Raw genomic sequence first — 22,761 nt, forward strand, 5'->3', positions numbered from 1 at the left:
GGCTTGCCCGCGAAGAGGACTAGTCCATCTTAATGATGCCTTGGGCGGCCAATTCGTCATCGGCGAAGTAGCCGATCAGCCAGGTGTCGTCGCGGTGGTCGCGGGCAGCGATGGCCACGGCACGCTCGGTGGCCATGGCGAAGCGCGGGTCGAACGGGTCGGGCATACGCCCCCACCAGTCCATGCCAGTGCTGATGCTGGCGTAGTCACCGACGATCGATAGCGACAGGGTGTAGGGCATGCGTTGGGCTTGGCCCAGGGCGGGGTCGCTCCAGTTACCCAGGGTGTTGAAGCCCCAGGCCTGCAGGCGGTCCAGGGTGTGGGCCTGCCAGCGCGGGGCATCCAGGCTGGCGGCTGGGCAAGGTTGTGCAGCGTCTGCCGAGCATGGCGATGCATGGGTGCGCAGGAGGTTGGCGGCATAGAAGTCGAACCAACGCCCTTGCTTGAAACCGCGCCCTTGCGACGATGCATTGCCATCGTCGTTATTGCCCTTGCCGTAGAAGGCCGCCAGCGCATCGCCTTCGGCTGGCAATGCCTTGAACATGGCCTCGCGGCCTTCGACGTAGGTCTGACCTGCGTCTGCGGCAACGGCATTGACACCCAGCGAGTAGAACGGGTGGCCATCGGGGGTCACCAGGTACCAGCGGCCATCACGCTTTTCGGTGCGAAAAAAACCCTTGGCCTCGAATGCAGGGCCGGCCAGCAGCCCGCCGTAGGGGTCCAGTCGCTGTTTTTCGCGTTCGGCGAGCCAGGCCTTGAGCTGCTGGCGCTCACGACTGGCAGCGGCCTTGAGTTGTTCGTCCTGGACGATCTTCTCCGGCCATTGCCCACGGGTGGACTGCCCATAGCCGTCGATCAACCCGCTGTAGGCGGCCTTCAGTGCCAGATCGTCATCCTGGATGCCGACTTTCTCGATCAGCAGGTTCTGCGCCACCTTCGGCGCTGGGATACTCAGGCTGACCGAAATGACTTGGCTCAGGTCGAGTTCACCGTGACTGCTGGCCAGCAACAGCCGCTGCCCTTCGAAGGTCCACGGCATGGGCGGCCCGGCGCGCATGCCCTGGGCCAGGGGAGAACTGGCTTTCAGCGGCACCATCACGGTTTGCGCAGGCCCTGCCGGCAGGTCGATACGGCTGGTGAGGGTGCGGCCATCGCTGCCTTGAAGCGTTACGTCGACGGTCAACGCCCAGTCCATGGCACTTTGCAGGCGCAAGGTCAGGAACTGCCCGGCGGACCAGTCCCAAGCGCCGCTCTGCGGGCTCAGGCGCAAGGTCGGCCGCGCCACGGGGTTGAACACCACGCGCCTGAGCACCTCGCCTTCCGCTGTCTGCTCCGCGTTGTATTGCGGCATGTCGGCGCCCTCGCTGGCCACGTTGACCACCGAGGCCGGGCGCACGAAGCTGAACAGCGTCTGCTGCCCGGCCAGCAGCGGCGAGCAGAACAACAGCGTGAAAAGGGCGGACAGGCAGCGGCGGAACATAAGGCGGGGAGTCTCCTTCAGGGCCCTCATGGGCCCGTGACCGAGTATGGACAACAGCACCGGCGCGTCGTGCGCCGGTGTTCATTCGATCTCGCGGCGAAACGGCGGCAACGCGTTGAGGATAGCCTTGCCGTAACGTTGGGTGACCAGACGCCGGTCAAGCAAGGTGATGACGCCACGGTCCTGCTCGGTGCGCAGCAGTCGGCCACAGGCCTGGATCAGGCGCAACGAGGCGTCGGGCACGGCGATTTCCATGAACGGGTTGCCTCCCCGTGCTTCGATCCATTCGGCCAGGGCCGCCTCGACCGGGTCATCCGGCACGGCGAAGGGGATCTTGGCGATGACCACGTGCTCGCAGTAGGCACCGGGCAAGTCGACCCCTTCGGAAAAGCTCGCCAGGCCGAACAACACGCTGTGCTGGCCGTCGTCGACCCGGGCCTTGTGCTTGTTCAGGGTTTCCTGCTTGGACAGGTTGCCCTGGATCAGCACCATCTTGCGCCAGTCGCGGTCCAGGCCGTCGAACACGTCCTGCATCTGCTTGCGCGACGAGAACAGCACCAGCGAGCCGCGGGCATCCTCGAGGATATCGGGTAGCGCGCGGACGATGGAGGCGGTATGGCCCGGCACGTCGCGCGGGTCGGCGCCCAGGTCGGGCACTCGCAGCAAGCCGGCATCACCATGCACGAACGGGCTGGGTACCACGCAGGTCACGGCATCACGCGGCAAGCCCGAGCGCATGCGGAAGCGGTCGAACTTGCCCAGCGCGGTGAGGGTGGCCGAAGTCACCAGGGCGCCATGGGCTACGTTCCACAGGGTGCGGCGCAGCATTTCGGCGGCCAGGATGGGGCTAGCGTTGACCTCGATGTCGAACAGCGCGCCGCTTTCGGCCAGGGTCAGCCAACGCGCCATGGGCGGGTTGTCTTGTGGGTCTTCGGCGGTGAAGGCGGTCCACAGTTCCCAGTTGCCCTGGGCGCGGGTCACCAGGCTGCCGAACAGCGGGTACCATTCTTCGGCCTGGTGGCTGGCGATACCGATGCTGGTCTCGCCATCCATGCCTTCCTTGAGCAGGTCGGCCAGGCGGGTAAACAGGTCGTTCAGGCGGGCGAAGCCTTTTTTCAACTCGATGCCGACTTCGCGGATCTGCTCCGGCACCACGCCGCCTTCGAAACGGTAGCGAGGCCGGTCGCGGCCTTCCATGTCCTCGCCAGGGCGGAAGTCGGCGACCTGCTCGCACAGGGTGAACATGAATTGCTGCTGGGTACGCACCTCGCGCGCCAGCTCCGGTACCTGCTCGATCAATCGGCCAAGGTCGCCTGGCAGCGGGTGCTGGGCCAGCAGCTTGGTGAGGTTCTTGGCGGTCTGCTCCAGCCACTCGGCGGTGGAGCGCAGGCGTGAATAGTGGGCGAAGTGGCCGATGGCTTTGTCCGGCAGGTGGTGGCCTTCGTCGAACACGTAGATGGTGTCGCGCGGGTCGGGCAGCACGGCGCCGCCGCCCAGGGCCAGGTCGGCCAGGACCATGTCGTGGTTGGTGACGATGACATCGACCTTGCCCATGCCTTCACGCGCTTTATAGAACACGCATTGCTGGAAGTTCGGGCAGTGCCGGCCGGTGCACTGGCCGTGGTCGGTGGTCAGGCGCGCCCAGTCCTGGTCTTCCAAGGCCTCGGACCAGCTGTCGCGATCGCCGTCCCAGCGATTGCCGGCAAGCTTCTCGATCATGCTGTTGAACAGCTTCTGGCTGCGCTCGTCGACCTCGATGCGAAAGCCTTCTTCCTCGAACAGCTGGGCGGTAGCCGACTGGGCATGGCCTTCCTGCAGCAGTACGTCGAGCTTGGACAGGCACAGGTAGCGGCCACGGCCCTTGGCCAAGGCGAAGCTGAAGTTCAGGCCGCTGTTGCGCATCAGGTCGGGCAGGTCCTTGAAGACGATCTGCTCCTGCAGGGCCACGGTGGCGGTGGCGATAACCAGGCGCTTGCCTGCGGCCTTGGCGGCGGGAATCGCGGCCAGGCTGTAGGCGACGGTCTTGCCGGTACCGGTACCGGCTTCCACCGCGACCACGGCAGGCTCACCGGCACGGCGGCCGTCTTCGTCGCAGGCGATGTCGCCGAGCACCTTGGCCACTTCGGCGATCATCAGGCGCTGGCCATAACGCGGCTTGAGGCTCTTGGCTTCGAGAAAACGCGAGTAGGCGCCCTGGATGGTGGCTTTGAGTTCGTTGCTGATCATGGTCTACAGGCGCCCGAAGGGCTGGATATATTTTCAGTGTTTCGCATGGGGCGGCTATCATACCCCGCTATTGCCCTTTGTGCCGCATGGAGATCCCGATGCTTGCCTTTGCCCTGCCCTACACACTGCATGTCCTGGCTGCCCTGGTTTGGGTCGGCGGTATGTTCTTCGCCTGGCTGGTGCTGCGCCCAGCGGCGGTCGCAGCGCTGGAAGGGCCTGCGCGCCTGAAGTTGTGGGTGGAAGTTTTCCGACGCTTCTTCGGATGGGTATGGCTGGCCGTAGCCATTCTGGCGATAAGTGGTATCGGGATGTTGCACATGCGCTTCAACGGCTTCGAGACCGCACCACGCTACATACAAGTGATGATGGGCGGCGGCATCGCGATGTTCGCGCTGTTCATGCGCATCCAGGCGTTGCTGCTGCCTGAGCTGAAGGCGGCAGTGCAGGCCGAGGACTGGCCTACCGGCGCCGCCGTGCTGGGCAAGATTCGCCGCATGGTCGGTATCAACCTGCTGCTGGGGATCGCCGTGGTAGCGGTTGCCAGCTCGCGACTTCCGCTCTGAGGGAACGACAACGGCCTCTTCGCAGGGCTACCCGCGTAGAGGCCGAACCGTCATAGCTGGCGCAGGATCAATTCACCCGCCTCGCCCGCCGCACCTGCCTGCCCCGGTAAGCCATCGCGGCCCTTGGCGCCTGCATCGGTGCGATACACCAGGCAACCTTTGCTGGCACCGCCCTGCCCCGCCTTGCCGGCGTCGCCCGGTTTGCCCGGCGCACCACCTTCTACACGCACATGTATGCGCTCCTGCGGGAAATCGCCCGGCACGGCCAGGCGAATGCGCCCACCTGCGGCGCCGTCATGGCCATCACCGCCATTGTCACCATTGGCACCACGGCTGGCCTGGCCCCAGGTGCAGCCACCCGGCTTGCCATTGGCCCCATCCAGCCCGGCGTAACCCGGTGCACCGGCACCACCGCGGGCGTCGATCGACACCTGCTCGGCCTGCAACGCCTGCAACTGCAGGTCGAGGTTGCGCCCCGGCCGGGCCGCACGCTGGTAGGTGCCTGCCGAACCCGGCGCGCTGATCTCGCTGCCTGGCTCCAGCACGGCGTAGCCTGCCTGGATGCTGAGGGTGCTGTCTGCGGGGGCGATGGCGATGCGCGCATCACGCCCAAGCACCAGTTGATCGATCTTCAATTCGGTAAGGCTGGCCGGCAGCAGCAAGGTCGCTGACTCGGCAACTTGCAGACGCTCGAGGTGCACGCTGGCAGACTTGTTGGGCAGGCGCACCATCGAGTGAGCGGCGACGTCCAGGCTTTCGGCCTGGGCAAACGGCGTGGCCAATGCGGCCAGCAACATCAAATTACGCATTACGCGGTGGCTCCTGTGGCCGGGGGATGGACATGACATGGAAGATGCCGGTCAGCAGGATCTGCAAGCGATCAAACCAACGGTGACTACGCCCGCGCAGGCTGCCATTGAAGAACAGCACTTCCAGCACATGCAACGCCAGCAACAGGATGCCTGCGGCATTGATCAGCAGGTTCACCGGCAGTGGCTGCGGCATCAACAGGTTGAACAGCACCACGCCCCAGAAAACCACCGTCAGGACCTTGCCCAGGCCCAGGATGAACTTCATACCCCGCCCCCGACTTCTATTGTTATGTTGTGACGGCCCGCTCGAACGGGCCGCGCAGGCAACATTAACTCGGCGCCAAGGTGCGCGCCAGAGGCCTTAGTTGAGGTGCAGTTCCACCCGTCGGTTCTGCGCCCGACCCGGGTCAGTGTCGTTGTCGGCCACCGGCTCGCTTTCGCCCTTGCCCTGGCTGGTTACCTTGCTTGGCGACAGGCCTTGGCCGATCAGGTATTGCGCGACGCTGGCCGCACGCCGTTCGGAGAGCCCCTGGTTATAGGCATCGGAGCCGACACTGTCGGTGTGCCCAATCACTTTCACCGCCATCACCGCAGGGTCGCTGAGCTTGGGCAGCAAGGCTTGCAGACGCTGTTGCGCAGCACTGGAAAGCTCGGCCGAGTCGAAGGCGAACAGCACCTGGCCCTGGTCGTCGAGGGTAATCACTTCAGGAACGGGAGGGGTCGTCTCGGGCTTGGGCGTAGAGGCCGGGTATTGCGGCAACGGGCAACCCATGTGGTCTACCGCCGTGCCTTTGGGCGTGTCGGGGCAGCGGTCGCGACGGTCGAAGACACCGTCCTCATCTTCGTCGCCATCCTGGGCGTAGCAGATCAACCCACCGGCAATGACACCGGCCAAACCGCCACCGGCGGCCCAGCTGGAACTCTCGATCGCGCCAAGGCCACCGCCGACCAGGCCGCCAAGCAGGCTGCAAATGGGCCAGGTACGTTGGTTGAGCGGCGCGCTGCCGTCACTGTGGGTGGCACAGCCGGCCAGCAGGCTCGAGGCCATCAGCAACGGCAGTGCGGTCTTCGACATAACACTCATGGTGAATGCTCCTGTGTCACCGGCCACTACCGGTCACACAGGAGTAAAGACGCGCCCACGCCACTTCTCAAGGCGTGGGCGCACGGCTTCAACGCTGGATCTTGATCTCGGTGCGGCGGTTCATCGCACGACCGTCGGCCGTGGCATTGTCGGCCTCAGGCTGGGTTTCACCGGCGCCTACCACCGATACGAAGCTGCTGCGCGGCACGCCGCTGCCCACCAGGTAGTCGGTCACCGATTGCGCGCGGCGTTCGGAGAGCTTCTGGTTGTAGCTGTCGGAGCCGACGCTGTCGGTGTGCCCGGTGACGCTCAGGCGAGCACTTGGCGCTTCCTGTTTCAGGCGCGTGGCGATGGTGTTCAGGCGTTCCTTGTCGGCAGCCGTCAGGCGCGCGGAGTCGAATTCGAAGTGCACATCACGAATGATGATGACTTCTTCCTTCTCGACCACCACCACTTCCTCGACCACCGCGACCGGCTCGGGCGGGCAGCCGTTGGCATCGACCTGCACGCCGCGCGGGGTGCCGGGGCACTTGTCGCGGCTGTCCGGCACGCCATCGCCGTCCTCATCACCGTCACCATTGGCCCAGCAGTAGCCGGCCGCCAGGCCGCCGCCGAGCAGCGCGCCCCAACCGGCCCAGCTGGAACTCTCGATGGCGCCCAGGGCCGCGCCGCCCACGCCCCCGACGGCAGCACACTTCGGCCAGTCGGTTTTCTGCAAACCTGCACAACCAGTCAACACACTGGTGAGCAGTACCAGGGGTATCGCTGTGCGTACTATGCTCATTTCGTTGCTTCTCCTTGGGGGATCGGTGCAAAACCGATGCCTTGGGAGTAAAGACTGCGTATTCCCAATCTGCCAGCAATAAGCCACACCAGTGGCCTTGTGCCCCTTTGCCCGCAGCACTGGAAACGCTAGCCTTGAGCGACTTGAACGAGGATTGGCAATGACCGACGGTTTCTCCCAACGCACCCCGCAACAGGCCCTGGCCGCGCTGCTCGAGCGCTTCGCGCCGCAGCGCCTGCTGCTGGTAGGCTCGCGCTTCCCGGCACTGGACGCCTTCGCCGAGGCGCACCCCGGCACTCTCATCGCAACCGCAGCGCCCGGCCCATTGCCTGCGGAACTGGCTGCCCAGCGCTTCGACCTGGCAGTGCTGGTGGATTGCCTGGAGCACCTGCCCAAGCGCGGCGGGCTGAAACTGCTGGGCGGCATTCGCAATCTCAATGCCAGTAGAGTGGCAGTGTTGGCCGACCTCGGCGCCTGTGGCTGGCAAGACACCGACTTTTTCGCCCTGGCGCTGTCGGCCAGCGAGAAATTCCGCCGCGATGAACAGGTGCTGAGCCTGTTCACCTATGATCTACATGACTACAAGCAAGTGCCCGACTGGCTCAACGCCAAGTTCTGGGCCAACCCGGAAAATTTTGGCAAGTACTGGTGGTGATTTCATGAGTGTCTCGGTCTGCCCCTGCGGCAGCGGCAACCTGCTCGACGCCTGCTGCGGGCATTATCACGCCGGCACCCCGGCCCCGGATGCGCAGGCCCTGATGCGTTCGCGCTACAGCGCCTACGTACTCGGCCTGGTGGACTACCTGGTGGCGACCACCCTACCGGCCCAGCAGACAGGCCTCGACCGCGCCGGTATCCAGGCCTGGAGCGCCGGCAGCACCTGGCTGGGCCTGGAGGTAGAAGGCGCCGAGGTATTCGGCGGGCAGCCCGAGCATGCCTTCGTCACCTTCACCGCGCGCTGGCACGACCTGCAAGGCGACCACCAGCACCGCGAGCGTTCGGCGTTCGTCCAGCACCAGCAGCGCTGGTACTTCATCGACCCGACCGTGGGCTTGAATGCCGGGCGCAACGACCCTTGCCCTTGCGCCAGCGGGCAGAAATTCAAGAAGTGCTGCGCCAGCTATATCGGTAGCTGAACATGACCGCCCTGGCCCGCCTACTCCTTCTCGGCCTCACCCTGTCGCTGCTGGCGGGCTGCGCCAGCTGGGGCGGCGCCGAATGGCAGGCCCCGCAGGTGCACCTGGTGCGGATAGAAACGGTCAAGGCGCGCCTGCACCAGCAGGAGTTCGTGTTGCACCTGCGCGTCGACAACCCCAACGACAGCCGCCTGTTCATTCGCAACCTGGCCTACCGTGTGCGACTCAACGACCTGCTGCTGGCAGAAGACCAAGCAAGCCTCTGGCGCAGCGTTGGCGGCCACTCCCAACGCACCTTCAAGATCACCGCCCGCACCAACCTATGGCGCCAGCTCAAGCCCCTGGCCAAGCTGCTGCGCAGCGGCGAGCCATTGCGTTACCAGTTGCAGGGCGACCTGAACACCGGGTTGCTCATCCATCAGGCACTGCACTTGTCGCGCAGTGGTGAGATAATGCCCGGCGATCTTCAACCGGAGTAACCCGTAATGACCCAGCAACCCCATGTCCATGGCCCCGACTGCAACCACGATCACGATCACCACCACGATCACGGTCATGTGCACGGCCCGCACTGCAACCACGGCCACCAGGAGCCGGTGCGCAACGCCCTGAAGGACGTCGGCCGCAACGACCCGTGCCCCTGCGGCAGCGAGAAGAAGTTCAAGAAGTGCCACGGCGCCTGACCCCGCCGTAGCACACCAGCTGCAAGAAAGCGCGAGCCGCTTCTTGCAGCTTGTCCCTCGCACTTGCGCAGCCGTTGCGCCCTCACTACCTTAGCGCCTTTCCCACCTCGCCACGCCTCGCAGGAGCCTTTCCATGGCCGCCCCCGTCCTTCCTCCTTTGCGCCCCCTATTCGCCAGCGCCGCCATGCTGCTCGGCCTGTTCGGGCTTGCCGGCTGCCAAGTGGGTGGCTACCAGGACAGTGTGCCGCCGACCACCGGCGTGCAGCCGCTCAAAGGCCTGGCGCAGAACGTCTCGGTGCGGCGCAATGCGATGGGCGCGCCACTGATCGAGAGCAGCAGTTTCCATGACGCGCTGTTCAGCCTTGGCTACGTGCATGCGGGCGATCGCCTCGAACAGATGCTCGCCATGCGCCTGCTGGCCCAGGGCCGCCTCGCCGAACTGGCCGGCCCCGAGGCACTGGACATCGACCGGCTGATGCGCGCCGCCAACCTCAAGCAGACCGCCGCCCAGCAGTATGCCGACGCCTCGCCGCGCCTGAAGCGCTTCTTCGAGGTGTATGCCCGCGGGGTCAACGCCTACCTGTTCCGCTACCGCGACAAGCTGCCGGGCGAGCTGGCGCGTAGCGGTTATCGCCCGGAATACTGGAAGCCCGAGGATTCGGCGCTGGTGTTCAGCCTGTATGCCTTCAGCCAGTCGGTGAACCTGCAGGAAGAACTGGCCGCACTCACCCTGGCCCAGCAAGTCGGCAGCGACAAGCTGGCCTGGCTGCTGCCTGGCGCACCGGATGAACCGCTGGCCGAAGGCGAGGCCGAGAAACTGCGCGGCATCAACCTGGCCACCCAGCTGCCCGGCCTCACCCCCTTGGCCGCCGCCAGCCAGAAGCTCGCGGAGTTGGGCCTGCTTGGCAGCCCAGGCTCCGCCAACCTGGCCCTCGGCCCGCAGCGCAGCCGCAGTGGCAAAAGCCTGCTGGCCAGCGACAGCCGCGCCGCCTGGGCCCTGGTGCCGGTTCAGGTGCACACCGCCAAGTACCAGGTGGCAGGCTTGTCGCTGCCAGGCCTGCCCATCGTGCTGGCGGGCTACAACGGCAAGCTGGCCTGGAGCAGCAGCGCGGTAATGGCCGACAACCAGGACCTCTACCTGGAACAACTGCGCCGCCAGGGCAACCAATTGACCTACCTGGCCGACGGCAAGTGGCTGCCAGCCGGCGCGCGTAGCGAAACCTTCTTCATCCGCGGCCAGCGTCCGCAGCGCGAGGTGCTGTACGACACCCGCCACGGCACGCTACTCGGCCAGCCGGGCAACAGCTATGGCCTGGCCCTGCACCTTCCAGAGATCAAGGGCGACAAAAGCCTCGACGCGTTGTTCGACCTGACTCGCGCGCCCTCTGTCGAGCGCGCCTTCGACAGCACTCGCGAAATCGGCGCCGCAGCCCTGAACTTCGTGTTCGCCGAGCCCGAGCACATCGGCTGGCAGGTCAGCGGCCGCTACCCGAACCGCCGCGACGGCCTGGGCCTGCTGCCTTCGCCGGGCTGGGAAGGCCGCTACGACTGGGACGGCTATGCCGACGCGATGCTCCACCCCTACGACCAGGACCCGCCCAGCGGCTGGATCGCCCACGCCAACCAGCGCAGCCAGCCCAAGGGCTACGGCATGCAGCTGTCCAGCACCTGGTACTACCCGGAGCGCGCCGAGCGCCTGGCCCAGTTGGCGGGCAACGGTCGTCACGACGCCCGCAGCCTGATGGCCCTGCAGAACGACCAGGTCACCCTGCTGGCAGACAAGCTCAAGCAGATGTTCGATGCCCCGGGCATGAGCCAGCCGCTCAAGCAGGCCATCGATGCCCTGCCCGCGCCCCAACGCGACAAGGCCAGCGAGGCGCTGACCCGGCTCAAGGCGTTCGATGGCCGACTGAGCCCGGTGTCGGCGGATGCCGCGCTGTACGAGCTGTTCCTCCAGGAAGTGGCGCGGCAAACCTTCCTCGACGAGCTCGGCCCGGAATCCAGCCCGGCCTGGCAAGTCTTCGTCAGCAACGCGCGGCTTTCCTATTCGGCCCAGGCCGACCACCTGCTGGGTCGTGAGGACAGCCCGTTCTGGGATGACCGCAACACACCGCACAAAGAAGACAAGCCCACCATCCTCGCCCGCAGCCTGGCCGGTGCGGTGGATGCAGGCATCGCGCAACTGGGCAGCGACCGTCGCGCCTGGCAATGGGGCAAGCTGCACCAGTACCGCTGGCCAGCGCCGGCCTACCATGGCCTGGGCGACAACCTCAGCCGCGCACCACAGGCTGCCGGTGGCGACTTCAGCACTTTGGGCCTGACCCCGTATGCCTGGGGCAGCAACTTCGACACCAACCTGCCGGACTCGGCGCGCATGGTCGTCGACTTCGGCCAGGTCGAGCCGCTGCAGGTGCTGACCAGCAATGGCCAGTCCGGCAACCCCGCCAGCCGCCATCATCGCGATGGGCTGGATGCCTGGTTCAAGGGCAGCTTCATGAGCCTGCCGATGCAGCAGCAGAACTTCTCGCGAGCCTATGGCAGCCAGCGCTTGACCTTGGTGCCGGGTAAGTAGGCGCCGTTAAAAAGAAAAAGCCATCAGCGATGATGGCTTTTTCTTTGAGGGGATTCAGGCGGCAACTACCGAGAGCGCTATACGCTGACCAAGCACTTGCAGTGCATGCTCGACCTGTTCGATCTTGGAGCGATGCAACAGGTCAACCAGTCGATCGACCTGAGGCCGGTTCACGCCAAGCCGGCGTGCCATTTCGGTCTTGCTGACAGCTTGCGCCAGCATGGTATTCCACAAAGCCGCCTTGGCGGCCGTCAGTGCCGGCAGACGCACGACCGGATGGCCGGGCGCGGCCAGTGAAGGCAACGGAATAGCGCTCTTTCTGTCGATATATAAAGAAAGTGCCGACTCCAGCGCATCCACCGCGTCAAAAAGCGCTTCCTCCAAGGTATCACCAGCACTGGCCATTTCCGGCACATCCGGGCAGCTGAGCCATACGCCGCTTGCTTCCCGATGCACGATCACCGGGTAATCAAAGATCATCATGTCGTTTCTCCCAAACCCTATTCCGTCAGCCCGAGGTCCTTGATGATTTTCTTCCTGAGCCCTTCGCCGATTTCCTTGGCGCCGTGGTCAGGAAAAATCGTTTGCCGGTTACCCACATAAACCTTGAAATGACTGCCCTTGCCAGGCATGAACGTTGCACCACGAGCACGCAGCCAACGACGGAATTCGCTGTACTTCATGAAAGCCCCACCGAACCACACTGCAACAAAAAAGATGCATCCGCAACATTTTTGTTGCTATCAAAATTGAGGCTCTAGTTAATCGAACATTGCCCTTCCTGGTTTCTGGCTTCGATGTAGGCTTCGTCGCCTTTCGGGCTCGCCGCATCCGTTAAACTCATCCGAACTTCCCCCACCACGCCGCGCTCCTACCTTGTAACCCCTCAACCAGCGCGCGCCCATGGACCTCGTCATCGCCCGCCCCGAAGGCCTGTACTGCCCGCCGGGGGATTTCTACATCGACCCCTGGCGCCCGGTGGAGCGCGCGGTCATCACCCATGGCCATGGCGACCATGCGCGCACCGGCAACCGCCACTACCTCACCGCCGAGCCCGGCGCCGGGGTGCTGCGCAGTCGGCTGGGCCAGGACATCAACCTGCAAACCCTGCCCTACGGCGAGCGCCTGCTGCACCACGGCGTCACCTTGAGCCTGCACCCGGCCGGGCATGTGCTGGGCTCGGCGCAAGTGCGTCTGGAATACCAGGGCCAGGTGTGGGTCGCCTCGGGCGACTACAAGGTCGAGGCCGACGGCACCTGCGCGCCCTTCGAGCCGGTGCGTTGCCACACGTTCATCACCGAGTCGACCTTCGGCCTGCCGATCTACCGCTGGCCAGCCCAGGCGCAGGTGCTGGCCGAGGTGAACGACTGGTGGCGCGAGAATCGCGAACTGGGCAAGGCCAGCGTGTTGTTCTGCTACGCCTTCGGCAAAGCCCAGCGCATCCTGCATGGCCTGGATGACAGCATCGGGCCGATCCTGGTGCATGGTGCGGTCGAGCCCTTGAACCGGGTATACCGCGAGGCTGGCGTGGCGCTGCCGGCCACTCGCTATGTCGGCGACATCCCGCGCAACGACCCGCTGCTGCGCCAGGCCCTGGTACTGGCGCCGCCCTCGGCGGGCGGCAGCAGCTGGATGCGCCGCTTCGGCGACTACCGCGACGCCTTCGCCAGTGGCTGGATGCGCCTGCGCGGCACGCGCCGGCGGCGGGGCGTGGACCGCGGTTTCGTGCTGTCCGACCACGCCGACTGGCCCGGCCTGCTGTGGGCCATCGAACAAACCGGCGCCGAGCGGGTGATGGTCACCCACGGCTCGGTCAACGTGCTGGTGCGTTACCTCTGCGAGCAAGGCCTGGACGCACGCGCCTTCGCCACCGAGTACGGCGACGAGGACGATAGCGCCGAGGAACCGGCATGAAGGCCTTCGCCGAGCTTTACCTGCGCCTGGACGCCACCACCTCGAGCAACGCCAAGCTCGAAGCCCTGCGCGACTACTTCAGCCAGGCCCCTGCCGCCGACGCGGCCTGGGCGGTGTACTTCCTCTCCGGCGGGCGGCCCCGGCAGTTGGTGCCCACTCGCCTGCTGCGCGAGCTGGCGACGGCGCTGACGGATCTGCCCGAGTGGCTGTTCGAGGAAAGCTACCAGGCCGTGGGCGACCTCGCCGAAACCCTGTCGTTGCTGCTGCCGGAGAACCCCCACGCCAGCGACGAGGGATTGGCGCACTGGGTCAAAGCGTACCTGCTGCCCCTGCGCGGGCAGCCTGCCGAAGCGGTACGAGCACAATTGCCAGCACTCTGGGCCAGGCTCGACAGGCCCAGCCTGATGCTGTGCGTGAAGCTGATTACCGGCAGTTTTCGCGTGGGGGTCTCGAAGCTGCTGGTGACCCGCGCCCTCGCGCAACTGGCAGGCCTGGACGCCAAGCGCGTGGCCCAGCGCCTGGTGGGCTACACCGACCTCAGCCACCGGCCCAGCGCCGACAGCTACCGTAAGCTGATCGCCAGCGAGTCCCACGACGAGCACGCCCAACGCGGCGGCCAGCCCTACCCGTTCTTCCTCGCCCACGCCTTGCAGGCGCCCCTGGAGCAGTTCGACGACCTGCTCGGCCCGCCCAGTGACTGGCAAGTGGAATGGAAGTGGGATGGCATCCGCGCCCAATTGGTCAAGCGCGATGGCCAACTGTGGGTGTGGTCGCGGGGCGAGGAACTGGTCACCGAACGCTTCCCGGAATTGCACAGCCTGGCCCAGGTACTGCCTGACGGCGTGGTCATCGATGGTGAGATCCTGGTGTGGAAACCGGGCGCCAGCACCGACACACCGGCGGTCCAGCCTTTTGCCTTGTTGCAACAACGCCTGGGGCGCAAGACCCTCGGCAAGAAACTGCTCAGCGATGCCCCCGTGGTACTGCAAGCCTACGACTTGCTGGAATGGCAAGGCGAGGACTGGCGCAGTAAGCCACAGCACGCGCGGCGTACGCAGCTTGAATGGCTGGTCGAGCAGTTTCCCCTCGCGCCGCTGCTGCTTTCACCCCTGCTGCACGGCCAGGACTGGGTAACCCTTGCGCACTTGCGCGAGCAGTCGCGCAGCCTCGGCGTCGAGGGCCTGATGCTCAAGCAGCGCGAGGCCTTGTACGGCGTGGGGCGCACCAAGGACATGGGCACCTGGTGGAAGTGGAAGGTCGACCCGTTCAGCGTCGATGCCGTGCTGATCTACGCCCAGCGCGGCCATGGCCGACGCGCCAGCCTGTACAGCGACTACACCTTCGCCGTCTGGGATGGCCCGCCGGGTACGCCCGAGCGCGCCCTGGTGCCGTTCGCCAAGGCCTATTCGGGCCTGAGCGACGAGCAGATGCGCCAGGTCGATGGGATCATCCGCAAGACCACGGTGGAAACCTTCGGCCCGGTGCGCAGCGTCACCCCGACCCTGGTGTTCGAACTGGGTTTCGAAGGCATCGCCTTGTCCAAGCGCCACAAGAGCGGCATTGCCGTGCGCTTTCCACGGATGTTGCGCTGGCGCCAGGACAAACCCGTGGATCAGGCCGACGACCTGGCTACCTTGCAGGCGTTGCTGAACTGAGCTTTTGGCAAATGCGCATGCAGGATCCCGGGGTTTGTGCTTCTATTCCTGTCGCCCCGTTCAACATCCAGCACCAGGACCACCATGCACCACTCGACCCACGACCTGCTGTCGCCCGTCCCCGGCGTCGCTCGCCAACTGCACAGCTTCCATTTTGGCCCACGCGGCGCCAGCAAGGTGTATATCCAGGCCTCGCTGCACGCCGATGAGCTGCCCGGCATGCTGGTGGCCTGGCACCTCAAGCAGCGCCTGGCCGAGCTGGAGCAACAAGGCCTGCTACGCCGCGAGGTGACCCTGGTGCCGGTGGCCAACCCGGTCGGCCTGGAACAGGTGCTGCTGGACGCCCCGCTGGGGCGTTTCGAGCTGCAAAGCGGCGAGAACTTCAACCGCAACTTCGTCGACCTGTCGGACAGCATCGGCGACCAGGTCGAACAGCACCTGACCCAAGACGCCGAGCACAACCTCACGTTGATCCGCGAATACCTGCGCCGCGACCTGGACCTGCACCCGGCCGTCACGCCGTTGCAGTCCCAGCGCCTGACCTTGCAGCGCCTGGCCTGCGACGCCGACATGGTGCTGGACCTGCACTGCGACTTCGAAGCGGTCGAGCACCTGTACACCACCCCCGAGGCCTGGCCGCAGGTCGAACCCCTGGCGCGCTACCTGGGCGCCCAGGCCAGCCTGCTGGCCACAGACTCCGGCGGGCAGTCGTTCGACGAATGCTTCAGCCTGGTGTGGTGGCAATTGCAGCAGCGCTTCGGCAAGCGCTTCCCGATCCCCCTGGGCTGCTTCTCGGTGACCCTCGAACTGCGCGGCCAGGCGGATGTCAGCCATGACCTGGCGCGCAGGGACTGCCAGGCGATCCTCGACTTCCTCACCCACGCCGGGGTCATCGCCGGTCAAGCGCCTGAACTGCCCGACCTGCCCCGCGCCGCCACGCCACTGGCCGCGGTAGAGCCAGTGGTGGCGCCACTGGGCGGGCTGCTGGTGTTCCATGCCAAACCAGGTCAGTACCTGGAGGCCGGGCAGTTGATCGCCGAAGTCATCGACCCGCTCAGCGACCGGGTCAGCGCCCTGCGCAATACCCAGGCCGGCCTGCTCTACGCCCGCAGCGTGCGGCGCATGGCCACCGCGGGCATGGTCATCGCCCATGTCGCTGGCGAGCACGCCTGTCGCAGCGGTTACCTGCTGGCCAACTGAGCCGGTAAAACCAAACCCGCACGCGGTGGGTCTGTAGAAGCACAGCCTTCGACGGACCGGCCGCCCATGCCCACACCTTCCGACCTTGCCAACGCCTGGTTCGCCCAACAGGGCTGGGTGCCCTTCGCCTTCCAGCGCAAGGTCTGGGCCGCCATGCAGCGCGGCGAGTCCGGGCTGCTGCATGCCAGCACCGGCAGCGGCAAGACCTACGCGGTGTGGCTCGCGGCACTGCGCGCGTTCGCCAAGCCCGTGGAGGGGCGCCACCCCGCCCCACTGCACGTGCTGTGGATCACCCCCATGCGTGCCCTGGCGAGCGACACTGCGCGCGCCCTGCAACTGCCCCTGACCGAGCTGGGACTGAACTGGAGCCTGGGCGTGCGCAGCGGCGACACCTCCAGCGCCGAGCGCGCACGCCAGGCCCGGCGCCTGCCCAGCGTGCTGGTGACCACCCCGGAAAGCCTGACCTTGCTGCTGACCCGCGAGCAGGCCGCCACCGATTTCGCCCACTTGCGCCTGGTGGTGGTGGATGAGTGGCATGAACTGCTCGGCAACAAGCGCGGCGTCCAGCTGCAACTGGCGCTGGCCCGGCTGCGTCGCGGGTGCCCGGGGCTACAGACCTGGGGGCTGTCGGCCACGCTCGGCAACCTCGAGCATGCCCTGGCCGTGCTGCTGCCCGAGGGCGGCCAATTGGTGCAGGGGCGCCAGGACAAACGCCTGCAGGTCGACACCTTGCTCCCCGAGCGCATCGAGCGTTTTCCCTGGGCCGGGCACATGGGCCTGAAGATGCTCGAACAGGTCGTGACGCAAGTCGATGCCAGCGCCAGTTGCCTGGTGTTCACCAACACCCGCGCGCAAGCCGAGCTGTGGTACCAGGCAATGCTGACGGCCCGGCCGGACTGGGCCGGGCTGATCGCCCTGCACCATGCTTCCCTGGCACGGGAGACCCGCGACTGGGTCGAGCGCAGCCTGAAACAGGGTGCGCTCAAGGCCGTGGTGTGCACTTCAAGCCTCGACCTGGGCGTGGACTTCTTGCCGGTAGAGCGCGTCTTGCAGGTTGGCTCGGCCAAGGGCATCGCTCGCCTGCTGCAACGCGCGGGCCGCTCGGGGCATGCACCGGGGCGTACGTCGCGAATCACCCTGGTGCCGACCCACAGCCTGGAGCTGGTGGAAGCGGCGGCAGCGCGCCACGCCCTGGCAGCGGGGCACATCGAGGCGCGCGAGTCGCCGCGGCTGTGCATGGACGTGCTGGTCCAGCATTTGGTCAGCATGGCCCTGGGCAGCGGCTTCAGGCCTGATGAACTGCTTGAGGAAGTACGCGCCACCTGGGCCTTCGCCGACCTGCGCGACAACCAGTGGCAATGGGCGCTGGACTTCGTGCGCAATGGCGGCAGCTCGTTGACCGCCTACCCCGACTACCAGCGGGTCGAGGCGCACTCCGACGGTATCTGGCGGGTGGCCAGCGAACGCCTGGCGCGGCGCCACCGCCTGGGCATCGGCACCATCGTCAGCGACGCCAGCATCCAGCTGAAGTTCTGGAGCAAGGGCGGTGGCGGCAAATCGCTGGGCAGCGTCGAAGAGTCGTTCATCGCCCGCCTGCGGCCCGGCGATACCTTGCTGTTCGCCGGACGCGTACTGGAGCTGGTACGGGTCGAGCAAATGACCGCCTATGTCAGGCGCAGCACTTCTCGCAAGGCGGCGGTGGCCCGCTGGAATGGCGGGCGCATGCCGCTGTCCAGCGAACTGGCCGAGGCCTTGGTAGAGCGCCTCGATGCTGCCGCCCATGGCCATTTCGACGGGCCGGAAATGCGCGCCGTGCGGCCATTGCTCGAGCTGCAGGCCAAGTGGTCTGCGCTGCCAACGCGCCAGACCCTGCTGGCCGAAACCCTGGCCTCGCGCCAGGGCTCGCACTTGTTTCTCTACCCCTTTGCCGGACGCATGGCCAACCTGGGCCTGGCCAACCTGGTTGCCTGGCGGGTCAGCCGCGAGCAGCCACTGTCGGTATCGATCGCGGTCAACGACTACGGCCTGGAGCTGCTCAGCCCAAGCCCGGTGGACTGGGCAACGCACTTGCCAGCGGCCTTAGCCCCCGACAACTTGCTGGACGATGTGCTGGCCAGCCTGAATGCCGGTGAGATGGCCCTGCGCCGGTTCCGCGAGATCGCCCAGATTGCCGGGCTGGTGTTCGGCGGGTACCCGGCGGCGCAGAAAAGCACCCGGCAGATCCAGGCCTCCAGTGGCTTGTTCTACGAGGTTTTCCGCAAGCACGACGCCGACAACCTGTTGCTCGGCCAGGCACGGGACGAAGTGCTGCGCGAAGAGCTGGAGATCGGGCGGCTGCACCGGCAGCTGCTCAGGCTCGGCGATTTGCGCCTGCAACTGAAGGCGTTGAAACGCCCCGGGCCGCTGGCTTTCGCCTTGTTGGTGGAGGGCATGCGCGAAACCCTGAGTACGGAGAAGCTGGCCGATCGCATCGCCCGGATGGTGGCCGACCTCGAGAAAGCCGCGGGGAGCCCGCGATGAGCCACCTGGCCGTCGAGCACTGTGGCGAAACCCTCTGGCTGTTGCCGGACAAAGCGCTCTACTGGCCAGCCCGGCGCGCCTTGCTGGTGGCCGACGTGCATATCGGCAAGGCTGCCAGCTATCGGGCGTTGCACCAGCCTGTGCCCAGGGGCACGACCGAGGCGACCCTGGCGCGGCTGGACCAGTTGCTGGGCCTCTACGCGTGCGAGCAGTTGGTCGTGCTGGGCGACTTTCTCCATGCTAGCGCAGCCCAGGCCCCTGCCATCCAGGCTCGCTTGCTCGCCTGGCGTCAACGGCATGCGGGCCTGCACATGGTGCTGGTGCGCGGCAACCATGACCGCCACGCCGGCGACCCGCCTGGACAACTGGCAATCGAGGTTCACGAGGAGCCTTGGCTGATGGAGCCCTTCGCCTTGCAACACGAGCCGCTGGCACACCCAAGCCACCCGGTGTTGGCAGGGCACGTGCACCCGGTGTGCCTGCTGCGCGGCAAGGCCCGTCAACGGCTGCGCCTGCCTTGCTTTGCGCTGGGGCCTCAGGTCAGCCTGCTGCCCGCCTTTGGCGAATTTACCGGGGGCTGGAACATTGAAGCCCAGCCTGGCAGCCGCTTGTTCGTGGTCGGCGACGGCCAGGTCTGGGCACTTCCGGAATAATCAGGCTACGGGAGCAGGCGGTGGCTCATCGGGCAGGGTGGGTTCCCCCGGTTCCATGGGCGGGGTGTCGCCGGGCTGCGGCGGTTGCGGGGTGTCCGGGTCAGGTTGGTGCGGTACGCCACCAGCCTGCATGGGCATGGGCGGATGGGCGAGCAACGACCACGCCAACACACCGATCTGGTTCGGCGCAAGCATCGCCAGCTTCTCGCTGATTGCAGGGTCGAGTTTCATGGGGCGGCTCCTGACGAGGGTCGGCGCACGTCATGCGCGCCGAGTGCTACCTCGTTGGAGTGCCGATGCGAGAAGGAATTCCCGCGTTTCGTCGGGTCAGGTACGCGGCAGGGTCACGCCACGCTGGCCCTGGTACTTGCCGCCGCGGTCCTTGTACGAGACTTCGCATTCCTCGTCGGACTGCAGGAACAGCATCTGCGCCACGCCTTCGTTGGCGTAGATCTTCGCCGGCAGCGTGGTGGTGTTGGAGAACTCCAGGGTCACGTGGCCTTCCCACTCGGGCTCGAGCGGGGTGACGTTGACGATGATGCCGCAGCGCGCATAGGTGCTCTTGCCCAGGCAGATGGTCAGCACGTCGCGGGGAATGCGGAAATACTCGACGGTGCGGGCCAGGGCGAAGGAGTTCGGCGGGATGATGCACACGTCGCTCTTGATGTCGACGAAGCTGCCGGCGTCGAAGTTCTTGGGGTCGACGGTGGCCGAATTGATGTTGGTGAACACCTTGAATTCGTCAGCGCAGCGCACGTCGTAGCCGTAGCTGGAGACGCCGAAGGAAATTACCCGGCTGTCATGCTCGCCGCGCACCTGGCGCTCGACGAACGGTTCGATCATGCCGTGTTCCTGCGCCATGCGGCGAATCCACTTGTCCGATTTGATGCTCATGGCGGGATGTCCTGAAAATTACAAGGTGAAGAACGAGACGCGCATATTACCGGTCCCGGCGCCTGCGGCAAAGTTCCCCGCCACACACCGCGCCAGACGGGGCCTGTGGCGCCGCCGATCCGAATTACGACAAACGGCTTTCAGGCCATTGGCAGGTTGTGGAAAGTGGGTTAAGGTGTCGCCACTGTGCTGCACGTGACACCGAGAATCTGTTTGATGCACGATCCTGATCGGCCCATCGCTGAATTTTCCACTCTCTTTGCACTCAGTCCCGGCCAGGGCGTTCCCTGAGCCGAAATCTACTTTGTCCAAGGAGACAGACACATGTCCAATCGCCAGAGCGGTACCGTCAAGTGGTTCAACGATGAGAAAGGCTACGGCTTCATCACCCCACAATCGGGTGACGACCTGTTCGTACACTTCAAAGCCATCCAGGCTGACGGCTTCAAAACCCTGAAAGAAGGCCAGGCTGTTACTTTCGTCGCTACCCGCGGCCAGAAAGGCATGCAGGCTGAAGAAGTTCAAATCGCCTAAGTCGATTTAGCTTCCTCGCTTCAGAAAAAAACCCGCCTTCTGGCGGGTTTTTTTATGCCTGGCCGGTAGACCGCAGCGCGGCCTACCGGCTCAGGCTTCAATCTTCGCTGATGGTGATGCTCGGCATCGCGGGTGCTGCGGCTTCCTGCAACACGATGCGTGCCCCGACCTGGCGCGCCAGCTCCTGGTAGACCATGGCGATCTGGCTCTCCGGCTCGGCAATGGCCGTTGGCTTGCCGCTGTCGGCCTGCTCGCGGATCAGCATCGACAGCGGCAGCGAGGCCAGCAGCTCGACACCATACTGCGCCGCGAGCTTCTCGCCGCCACCCTCGCCGAACAAATGCTCGGCATGGCCGCAGTTCGAGCAGATGTGCACCGCCATGTTCTCCACCACGCCCAGCACCGGGATATTCACCTTGCGGAACATCTCCACGCCCTTCTTGGCGTCCAGCAGCGCCAGGTCCTGGGGCGTGGTGACGATCACCGAGCCTGCCACCGGCACCTTCTGCGCCAGTGTCAGCTGGATGTCGCCGGTGCCCGGCGGCATGTCGATCACCAGGTAGTCGAGGTCGTCCCAGGCGGTCTGGGTCACCAATTGCAGCAAAGCCCCGGATACCATCGGGCCGCGCCAGACCATCGGCGTGTTGTCGTCGGTCAGGAAGGCCATGGACATCACTTCCACGCCATGGGCCTTGAGCGGCACGAACCATTTCTGCTCGCGCACCTGCGGGCGGGTGCCCTCGGGAATGCCGAACATCACGCCCTGGCTCGGGCCGTAGATATCCGCATCGAGGATGCCCACCCGCGCGCCCTCGCGGGCCAGGGCCAGGGCCAGGTTGGCGGCGGTGGTCGACTTGCCGACCCCGCCCTTGCCCGAAGCCACGGCAATCACGTTCTTCACGTTGGCCAGGGCCGGCACCTGGGCCTGGGCCTTGTGGGTGGCGATCACGCAGTCGATGCTCACCTGGGCGGAGTCGACCCCATCGAGGTTCTCGATGGCCGTCTGCAACACCTGCGCCCAGCCATTCTTGAACAGGCCGGCGGCATAGCCGAGCTGCAAGCGGACACTCACCTTGCCTCCCTGGATGTCGATGTCGCGCACGCAACCTGCGCTGACCGGGTCCTGGTTCAGGTAGGGGTCGGTGTATTGGCTAAGCACGCCTTCAATGGCGGCATGTGTGACGGCACTCATGGAGGCTCCCGTTGACGAACTGAAAATGGAACAGGCGCCTATGCTAACCCGTCAATCATCGGCAGATGCGCACACGGGGTGAAATATATTTCCCAGCGCTTTATAGTGGCCGATCACCCTTGTTTTTCCTTGCAAACCTGAGCAGGTAGCCGAGCCACCATGTCCGAGCCACGTCAGATTCTCGTCACCAGCGCCCTCCCCTATGCCAACGGTTCCATCCACCTTGGCCATATGCTCGAGTACGTCCAGACTGACATGTGGGTACGCTTCCAGAAGATGCGTGGCAACCAGTGCATCTATGTGTGCGCCGACGACGCCCATGGATCGGCCATCATGCTGCGCGCGGAAAAGGAAGGCATCACGCCTGAACAGCTGATCGCCAACGTCCAGGCCGAGCATGCCGGCGACTTCGCCGATTTCTTGGTCGACTTCGACAACTTCCACTCGACCCACGCCGAGGAAAACCGCGAGCTGTCGAGCCTGATCTACACGCGCCTGCGCGATGCCGGGTATATCGCCAACCGCTCCGTCACCCAGTACTTCGACCCCGAGAAGGGCATGTTCCTGGCCGACCGCTTCATCAAGGGCACCTGCCCGAAGTGCGCCTCGGAAGACCAGTACGGCGACAACTGCGAAAAATGTGGCGCCACCTATTCGCCCACCGAACTGAAGAACCCCAAGTCGGCGATCTCCGGCGCCACCCCGGTGCTGCGCGACTCCCAGCACTTCTTCTTCAAGTTGCCCGAATTCCAGGCCATGCTGCAGCGGTGACAGGCCCAGGCGGCTGGTGGCCGGGCGCGGGCCGTCGCTACGTGCGCCGCGTGCGGGCTGGCGTACCAGGGTGGCGTATTCGTTGACC

At 65.6% G+C, this 22,761-nt stretch carries 22 protein-coding genes and 3 pseudogenes; 13 read left to right on the forward strand and 12 right to left on the reverse strand.

The genetic code is table 11. The annotated features are described in order from the left end of the window. Nucleotides 1–46: 46 nt before the first annotated feature. A pseudogene (locus ACQKPE_RS21140) lies at nt 47–1,480 on the reverse strand (beta-agarase); the annotation flags it as partial. A gap of 81 nt (nt 1,481–1,561) precedes the next feature. Beyond that, nucleotides 1,562–3,706 carry an ATP-dependent DNA helicase DinG gene (dinG, locus tag ACQKPE_RS21145; RefSeq protein ID WP_427668621.1) on the reverse strand — a complete coding sequence of 715 codons (2,145 nt, stop codon included), beginning with the start codon at nt 3,704–3,706 and terminating at the stop codon, nt 1,562–1,564. A gap of 98 nt (nt 3,707–3,804) precedes the next feature. On the opposite strand from dinG, the gene ACQKPE_RS21150 reads away from it, so the two are divergent. Then, nucleotides 3,805–4,269 carry a CopD family protein gene (locus ACQKPE_RS21150; protein WP_427668622.1) on the forward strand — a complete coding sequence of 155 codons (465 nt, stop codon included), beginning with the start codon at nt 3,805–3,807 and terminating at the stop codon, nt 4,267–4,269. 50 nt (nt 4,270–4,319) lie between these two features. Here ACQKPE_RS21150 and ACQKPE_RS21155 read toward each other — a convergent pair whose 3' ends face one another. From ACQKPE_RS21155 to ACQKPE_RS21170, 4 genes are all read right to left on the reverse strand, one after another. Beyond that, entirely contained in the window at nt 4,320–5,078 is a 759-nt protein-coding gene (locus ACQKPE_RS21155; RefSeq protein ID WP_427668624.1) for a collagen-like protein, read from the reverse strand. Then, entirely contained in the window at nt 5,071–5,346 is a 276-nt protein-coding gene (locus ACQKPE_RS21160) for a DUF1145 domain-containing protein (protein ID WP_427668626.1), read from the reverse strand. The genes ACQKPE_RS21155 and ACQKPE_RS21160 overlap by 8 nt, the downstream gene beginning before the upstream one ends. Nucleotides 5,347–5,442: 96 nt before the next feature. Beyond that, nucleotides 5,443–6,165 carry an OmpA family protein gene (locus tag ACQKPE_RS21165; RefSeq protein WP_427668628.1) on the reverse strand — a complete coding sequence of 241 codons (723 nt, stop codon included), beginning with the start codon at nt 6,163–6,165 and terminating at the stop codon, nt 5,443–5,445. An 88-nt stretch (nt 6,166–6,253) separates the two neighbouring features. Continuing rightward, nucleotides 6,254–6,949, reverse strand: coding sequence for an OmpA family protein (locus ACQKPE_RS21170; RefSeq protein WP_427668630.1), 696 nt, complete (start codon nt 6,947–6,949; stop codon nt 6,254–6,256). 160 nt (nt 6,950–7,109) lie between these two features. Here ACQKPE_RS21170 and ACQKPE_RS21175 point away from each other — a divergent pair, with 160 nt between their 5' ends. The 5 genes from ACQKPE_RS21175 to ACQKPE_RS21195 all read left to right on the forward strand — a co-directional run bounded on the left by ACQKPE_RS21175 (nt 7,110) and on the right by ACQKPE_RS21195 (nt 11,340). Then, nucleotides 7,110–7,604: a DUF6231 family protein gene (locus ACQKPE_RS21175; protein ID WP_427668632.1), complete on the forward strand. Its 495-nt coding sequence runs from the start codon at nt 7,110–7,112 to the stop codon at nt 7,602–7,604. A 4-nt stretch (nt 7,605–7,608) separates the two neighbouring features. Continuing rightward, nucleotides 7,609–8,085, forward strand: a complete 477-nt coding sequence (locus tag ACQKPE_RS21180; protein ID WP_427668634.1) for a YchJ family protein — start codon at nt 7,609–7,611, stop codon at nt 8,083–8,085. Nucleotides 8,086–8,087: 2 nt separating this feature from the next. Further along, a complete protein-coding gene (locus tag ACQKPE_RS21185; RefSeq protein ID WP_427668636.1) occupies nt 8,088–8,564 on the forward strand; it encodes an LEA type 2 family protein in 477 nt (158 codons plus the stop codon). A gap of 6 nt (nt 8,565–8,570) precedes the next feature. After that, a complete protein-coding gene (locus ACQKPE_RS21190) occupies nt 8,571–8,768 on the forward strand; it encodes an SEC-C metal-binding domain-containing protein (RefSeq protein WP_138221141.1) in 198 nt (65 codons plus the stop codon). 133 nt (nt 8,769–8,901) lie between these two features. Then, a complete protein-coding gene (locus ACQKPE_RS21195) occupies nt 8,902–11,340 on the forward strand; it encodes a penicillin acylase family protein (RefSeq protein WP_427668638.1) in 2,439 nt (812 codons plus the stop codon). A 54-nt stretch (nt 11,341–11,394) separates the two neighbouring features. On the opposite strand, the gene ACQKPE_RS21200 is transcribed toward ACQKPE_RS21195, so the two are convergent. Further along, nucleotides 11,395–11,823, reverse strand: a complete 429-nt coding sequence (locus tag ACQKPE_RS21200) for a type II toxin-antitoxin system HicB family antitoxin (RefSeq protein ID WP_427668639.1) — start codon at nt 11,821–11,823, stop codon at nt 11,395–11,397. 17 nt (nt 11,824–11,840) lie between these two features. Further along, nucleotides 11,841–12,023 (reverse strand): type II toxin-antitoxin system HicA family toxin, encoded by a 183-nt coding sequence (locus ACQKPE_RS21205; protein ID WP_427668641.1) that lies wholly within the window; start codon nt 12,021–12,023, stop codon nt 11,841–11,843. Nucleotides 12,024–12,243: 220 nt separating this feature from the next. Here ACQKPE_RS21205 and ACQKPE_RS21210 point away from each other — a divergent pair, with 220 nt between their 5' ends. The 5 genes from ACQKPE_RS21210 to pdeM all read left to right on the forward strand — a co-directional run bounded on the left by ACQKPE_RS21210 (nt 12,244) and on the right by pdeM (nt 19,282). Beyond that, nucleotides 12,244–13,254: a ligase-associated DNA damage response exonuclease gene (locus tag ACQKPE_RS21210; RefSeq protein WP_427668643.1), complete on the forward strand. Its 1,011-nt coding sequence runs from the start codon at nt 12,244–12,246 to the stop codon at nt 13,252–13,254. Beyond that, nucleotides 13,251–14,909 (forward strand): ATP-dependent DNA ligase, encoded by a 1,659-nt coding sequence (locus tag ACQKPE_RS21215; RefSeq protein ID WP_427668644.1) that lies wholly within the window; start codon nt 13,251–13,253, stop codon nt 14,907–14,909. The genes ACQKPE_RS21210 and ACQKPE_RS21215 overlap by 4 nt, the downstream gene beginning before the upstream one ends. Nucleotides 14,910–14,993: 84 nt before the next feature. Continuing rightward, nucleotides 14,994–16,109 (forward strand): succinylglutamate desuccinylase/aspartoacylase family protein, encoded by a 1,116-nt coding sequence (locus ACQKPE_RS21220; protein ID WP_427668645.1) that lies wholly within the window; start codon nt 14,994–14,996, stop codon nt 16,107–16,109. 66 nt (nt 16,110–16,175) lie between these two features. Further along, nucleotides 16,176–18,629, forward strand: a complete 2,454-nt coding sequence (locus ACQKPE_RS21225; protein WP_427668647.1) for a ligase-associated DNA damage response DEXH box helicase — start codon at nt 16,176–16,178, stop codon at nt 18,627–18,629. After that, nucleotides 18,626–19,282, forward strand: a complete 657-nt coding sequence (pdeM, locus tag ACQKPE_RS21230) for a ligase-associated DNA damage response endonuclease PdeM (RefSeq protein WP_427668648.1) — start codon at nt 18,626–18,628, stop codon at nt 19,280–19,282. Before ACQKPE_RS21225 ends, pdeM begins: the two co-directional genes overlap by 4 nt. On the opposite strand, the gene ACQKPE_RS21235 is transcribed toward pdeM, so the two are convergent. Both ACQKPE_RS21235 and dcd read right to left on the reverse strand, forming a co-directional pair. Then, complete coding sequence (locus ACQKPE_RS21235) at nt 19,283–19,513, reverse strand: hypothetical protein (RefSeq protein ID WP_427668649.1); 231 nt, start codon at nt 19,511–19,513, stop codon at nt 19,283–19,285. Between the two features lie 96 nt (nt 19,514–19,609). Then, nucleotides 19,610–20,176 (reverse strand): dCTP deaminase, encoded by a 567-nt coding sequence (dcd, locus tag ACQKPE_RS21240; protein WP_023630764.1) that lies wholly within the window; start codon nt 20,174–20,176, stop codon nt 19,610–19,612. A 324-nt stretch (nt 20,177–20,500) separates the two neighbouring features. Here dcd and ACQKPE_RS21245 point away from each other — a divergent pair, with 324 nt between their 5' ends. Continuing rightward, a complete protein-coding gene (locus tag ACQKPE_RS21245) occupies nt 20,501–20,710 on the forward strand; it encodes a cold-shock protein (protein ID WP_016488765.1) in 210 nt (69 codons plus the stop codon). A 97-nt stretch (nt 20,711–20,807) separates the two neighbouring features. Here ACQKPE_RS21245 and apbC read toward each other — a convergent pair whose 3' ends face one another. Next, entirely contained in the window at nt 20,808–21,902 is a 1,095-nt protein-coding gene (gene apbC, locus ACQKPE_RS21250; RefSeq protein ID WP_427668651.1) for an iron-sulfur cluster carrier protein ApbC, read from the reverse strand. Nucleotides 21,903–22,061: 159 nt separating this feature from the next. Here apbC and ACQKPE_RS21255 point away from each other — a divergent pair. Continuing rightward, nucleotides 22,062–22,670 (forward strand): annotated as a pseudogene (locus ACQKPE_RS21255) (class I tRNA ligase family protein); the annotation flags it as partial. Here the strand turns inward: ACQKPE_RS21255 and ACQKPE_RS21260 are convergent. Beyond that, nucleotides 22,662–22,761, reverse strand: a pseudogene (locus tag ACQKPE_RS21260) (DUF4440 domain-containing protein); the annotation flags it as partial. The pseudogenes ACQKPE_RS21255 and ACQKPE_RS21260 sit on opposite strands and share 9 nt — an antisense overlap.

The organism is Pseudomonas sp. NPDC089554 (assembly GCF_050280645.1).
GTDB lineage: Bacteria > Pseudomonadota > Gammaproteobacteria > Pseudomonadales > Pseudomonadaceae > Aquipseudomonas.

Excerpts from the sequence above, each read along its gene's own strand:
- dinG (WP_427668621.1), bottom strand. The coding sequence starts at position 3,706 with ATGATCAGCAACGAACTCAAAGCCACCATCCAGGGCGCCTACTCGCGT.
- ACQKPE_RS21150 (WP_427668622.1), top strand. The coding sequence starts at position 3,805 with ATGCTTGCCTTTGCCCTGCCCTACACACTGCATGTCCTGGCTGCCCTG.
- ACQKPE_RS21155 (WP_427668624.1), bottom strand. The coding sequence starts at position 5,078 with ATGCGTAATTTGATGTTGCTGGCCGCATTGGCCACGCCGTTTGCCCAG.
- ACQKPE_RS21160 (WP_427668626.1), bottom strand. The coding sequence starts at position 5,346 with ATGAAGTTCATCCTGGGCCTGGGCAAGGTCCTGACGGTGGTTTTCTGG.
- ACQKPE_RS21165 (WP_427668628.1), bottom strand. The coding sequence starts at position 6,165 with ATGAGTGTTATGTCGAAGACCGCACTGCCGTTGCTGATGGCCTCGAGC.
- ACQKPE_RS21170 (WP_427668630.1), bottom strand. The coding sequence starts at position 6,949 with ATGAGCATAGTACGCACAGCGATACCCCTGGTACTGCTCACCAGTGTG.
- ACQKPE_RS21175 (WP_427668632.1), top strand. The coding sequence starts at position 7,110 with ATGACCGACGGTTTCTCCCAACGCACCCCGCAACAGGCCCTGGCCGCG.
- ACQKPE_RS21180 (WP_427668634.1), top strand. The coding sequence starts at position 7,609 with ATGAGTGTCTCGGTCTGCCCCTGCGGCAGCGGCAACCTGCTCGACGCC.
- ACQKPE_RS21185 (WP_427668636.1), top strand. The coding sequence starts at position 8,088 with ATGACCGCCCTGGCCCGCCTACTCCTTCTCGGCCTCACCCTGTCGCTG.
- ACQKPE_RS21190 (WP_138221141.1), top strand. The coding sequence starts at position 8,571 with ATGACCCAGCAACCCCATGTCCATGGCCCCGACTGCAACCACGATCAC.
- ACQKPE_RS21195 (WP_427668638.1), top strand. The coding sequence starts at position 8,902 with ATGGCCGCCCCCGTCCTTCCTCCTTTGCGCCCCCTATTCGCCAGCGCC.
- ACQKPE_RS21200 (WP_427668639.1), bottom strand. The coding sequence starts at position 11,823 with ATGATGATCTTTGATTACCCGGTGATCGTGCATCGGGAAGCAAGCGGC.
- ACQKPE_RS21205 (WP_427668641.1), bottom strand. The coding sequence starts at position 12,023 with ATGAAGTACAGCGAATTCCGTCGTTGGCTGCGTGCTCGTGGTGCAACG.
- ACQKPE_RS21210 (WP_427668643.1), top strand. The coding sequence starts at position 12,244 with ATGGACCTCGTCATCGCCCGCCCCGAAGGCCTGTACTGCCCGCCGGGG.
- ACQKPE_RS21215 (WP_427668644.1), top strand. The coding sequence starts at position 13,251 with ATGAAGGCCTTCGCCGAGCTTTACCTGCGCCTGGACGCCACCACCTCG.
- ACQKPE_RS21220 (WP_427668645.1), top strand. The coding sequence starts at position 14,994 with ATGCACCACTCGACCCACGACCTGCTGTCGCCCGTCCCCGGCGTCGCT.
- ACQKPE_RS21225 (WP_427668647.1), top strand. The coding sequence starts at position 16,176 with ATGCCCACACCTTCCGACCTTGCCAACGCCTGGTTCGCCCAACAGGGC.
- pdeM (WP_427668648.1), top strand. The coding sequence starts at position 18,626 with ATGAGCCACCTGGCCGTCGAGCACTGTGGCGAAACCCTCTGGCTGTTG.
- ACQKPE_RS21235 (WP_427668649.1), bottom strand. The coding sequence starts at position 19,513 with ATGAAACTCGACCCTGCAATCAGCGAGAAGCTGGCGATGCTTGCGCCG.
- dcd (WP_023630764.1), bottom strand. The coding sequence starts at position 20,176 with ATGAGCATCAAATCGGACAAGTGGATTCGCCGCATGGCGCAGGAACAC.
- ACQKPE_RS21245 (WP_016488765.1), top strand. The coding sequence starts at position 20,501 with ATGTCCAATCGCCAGAGCGGTACCGTCAAGTGGTTCAACGATGAGAAA.
- apbC (WP_427668651.1), bottom strand. The coding sequence starts at position 21,902 with ATGAGTGCCGTCACACATGCCGCCATTGAAGGCGTGCTTAGCCAATAC.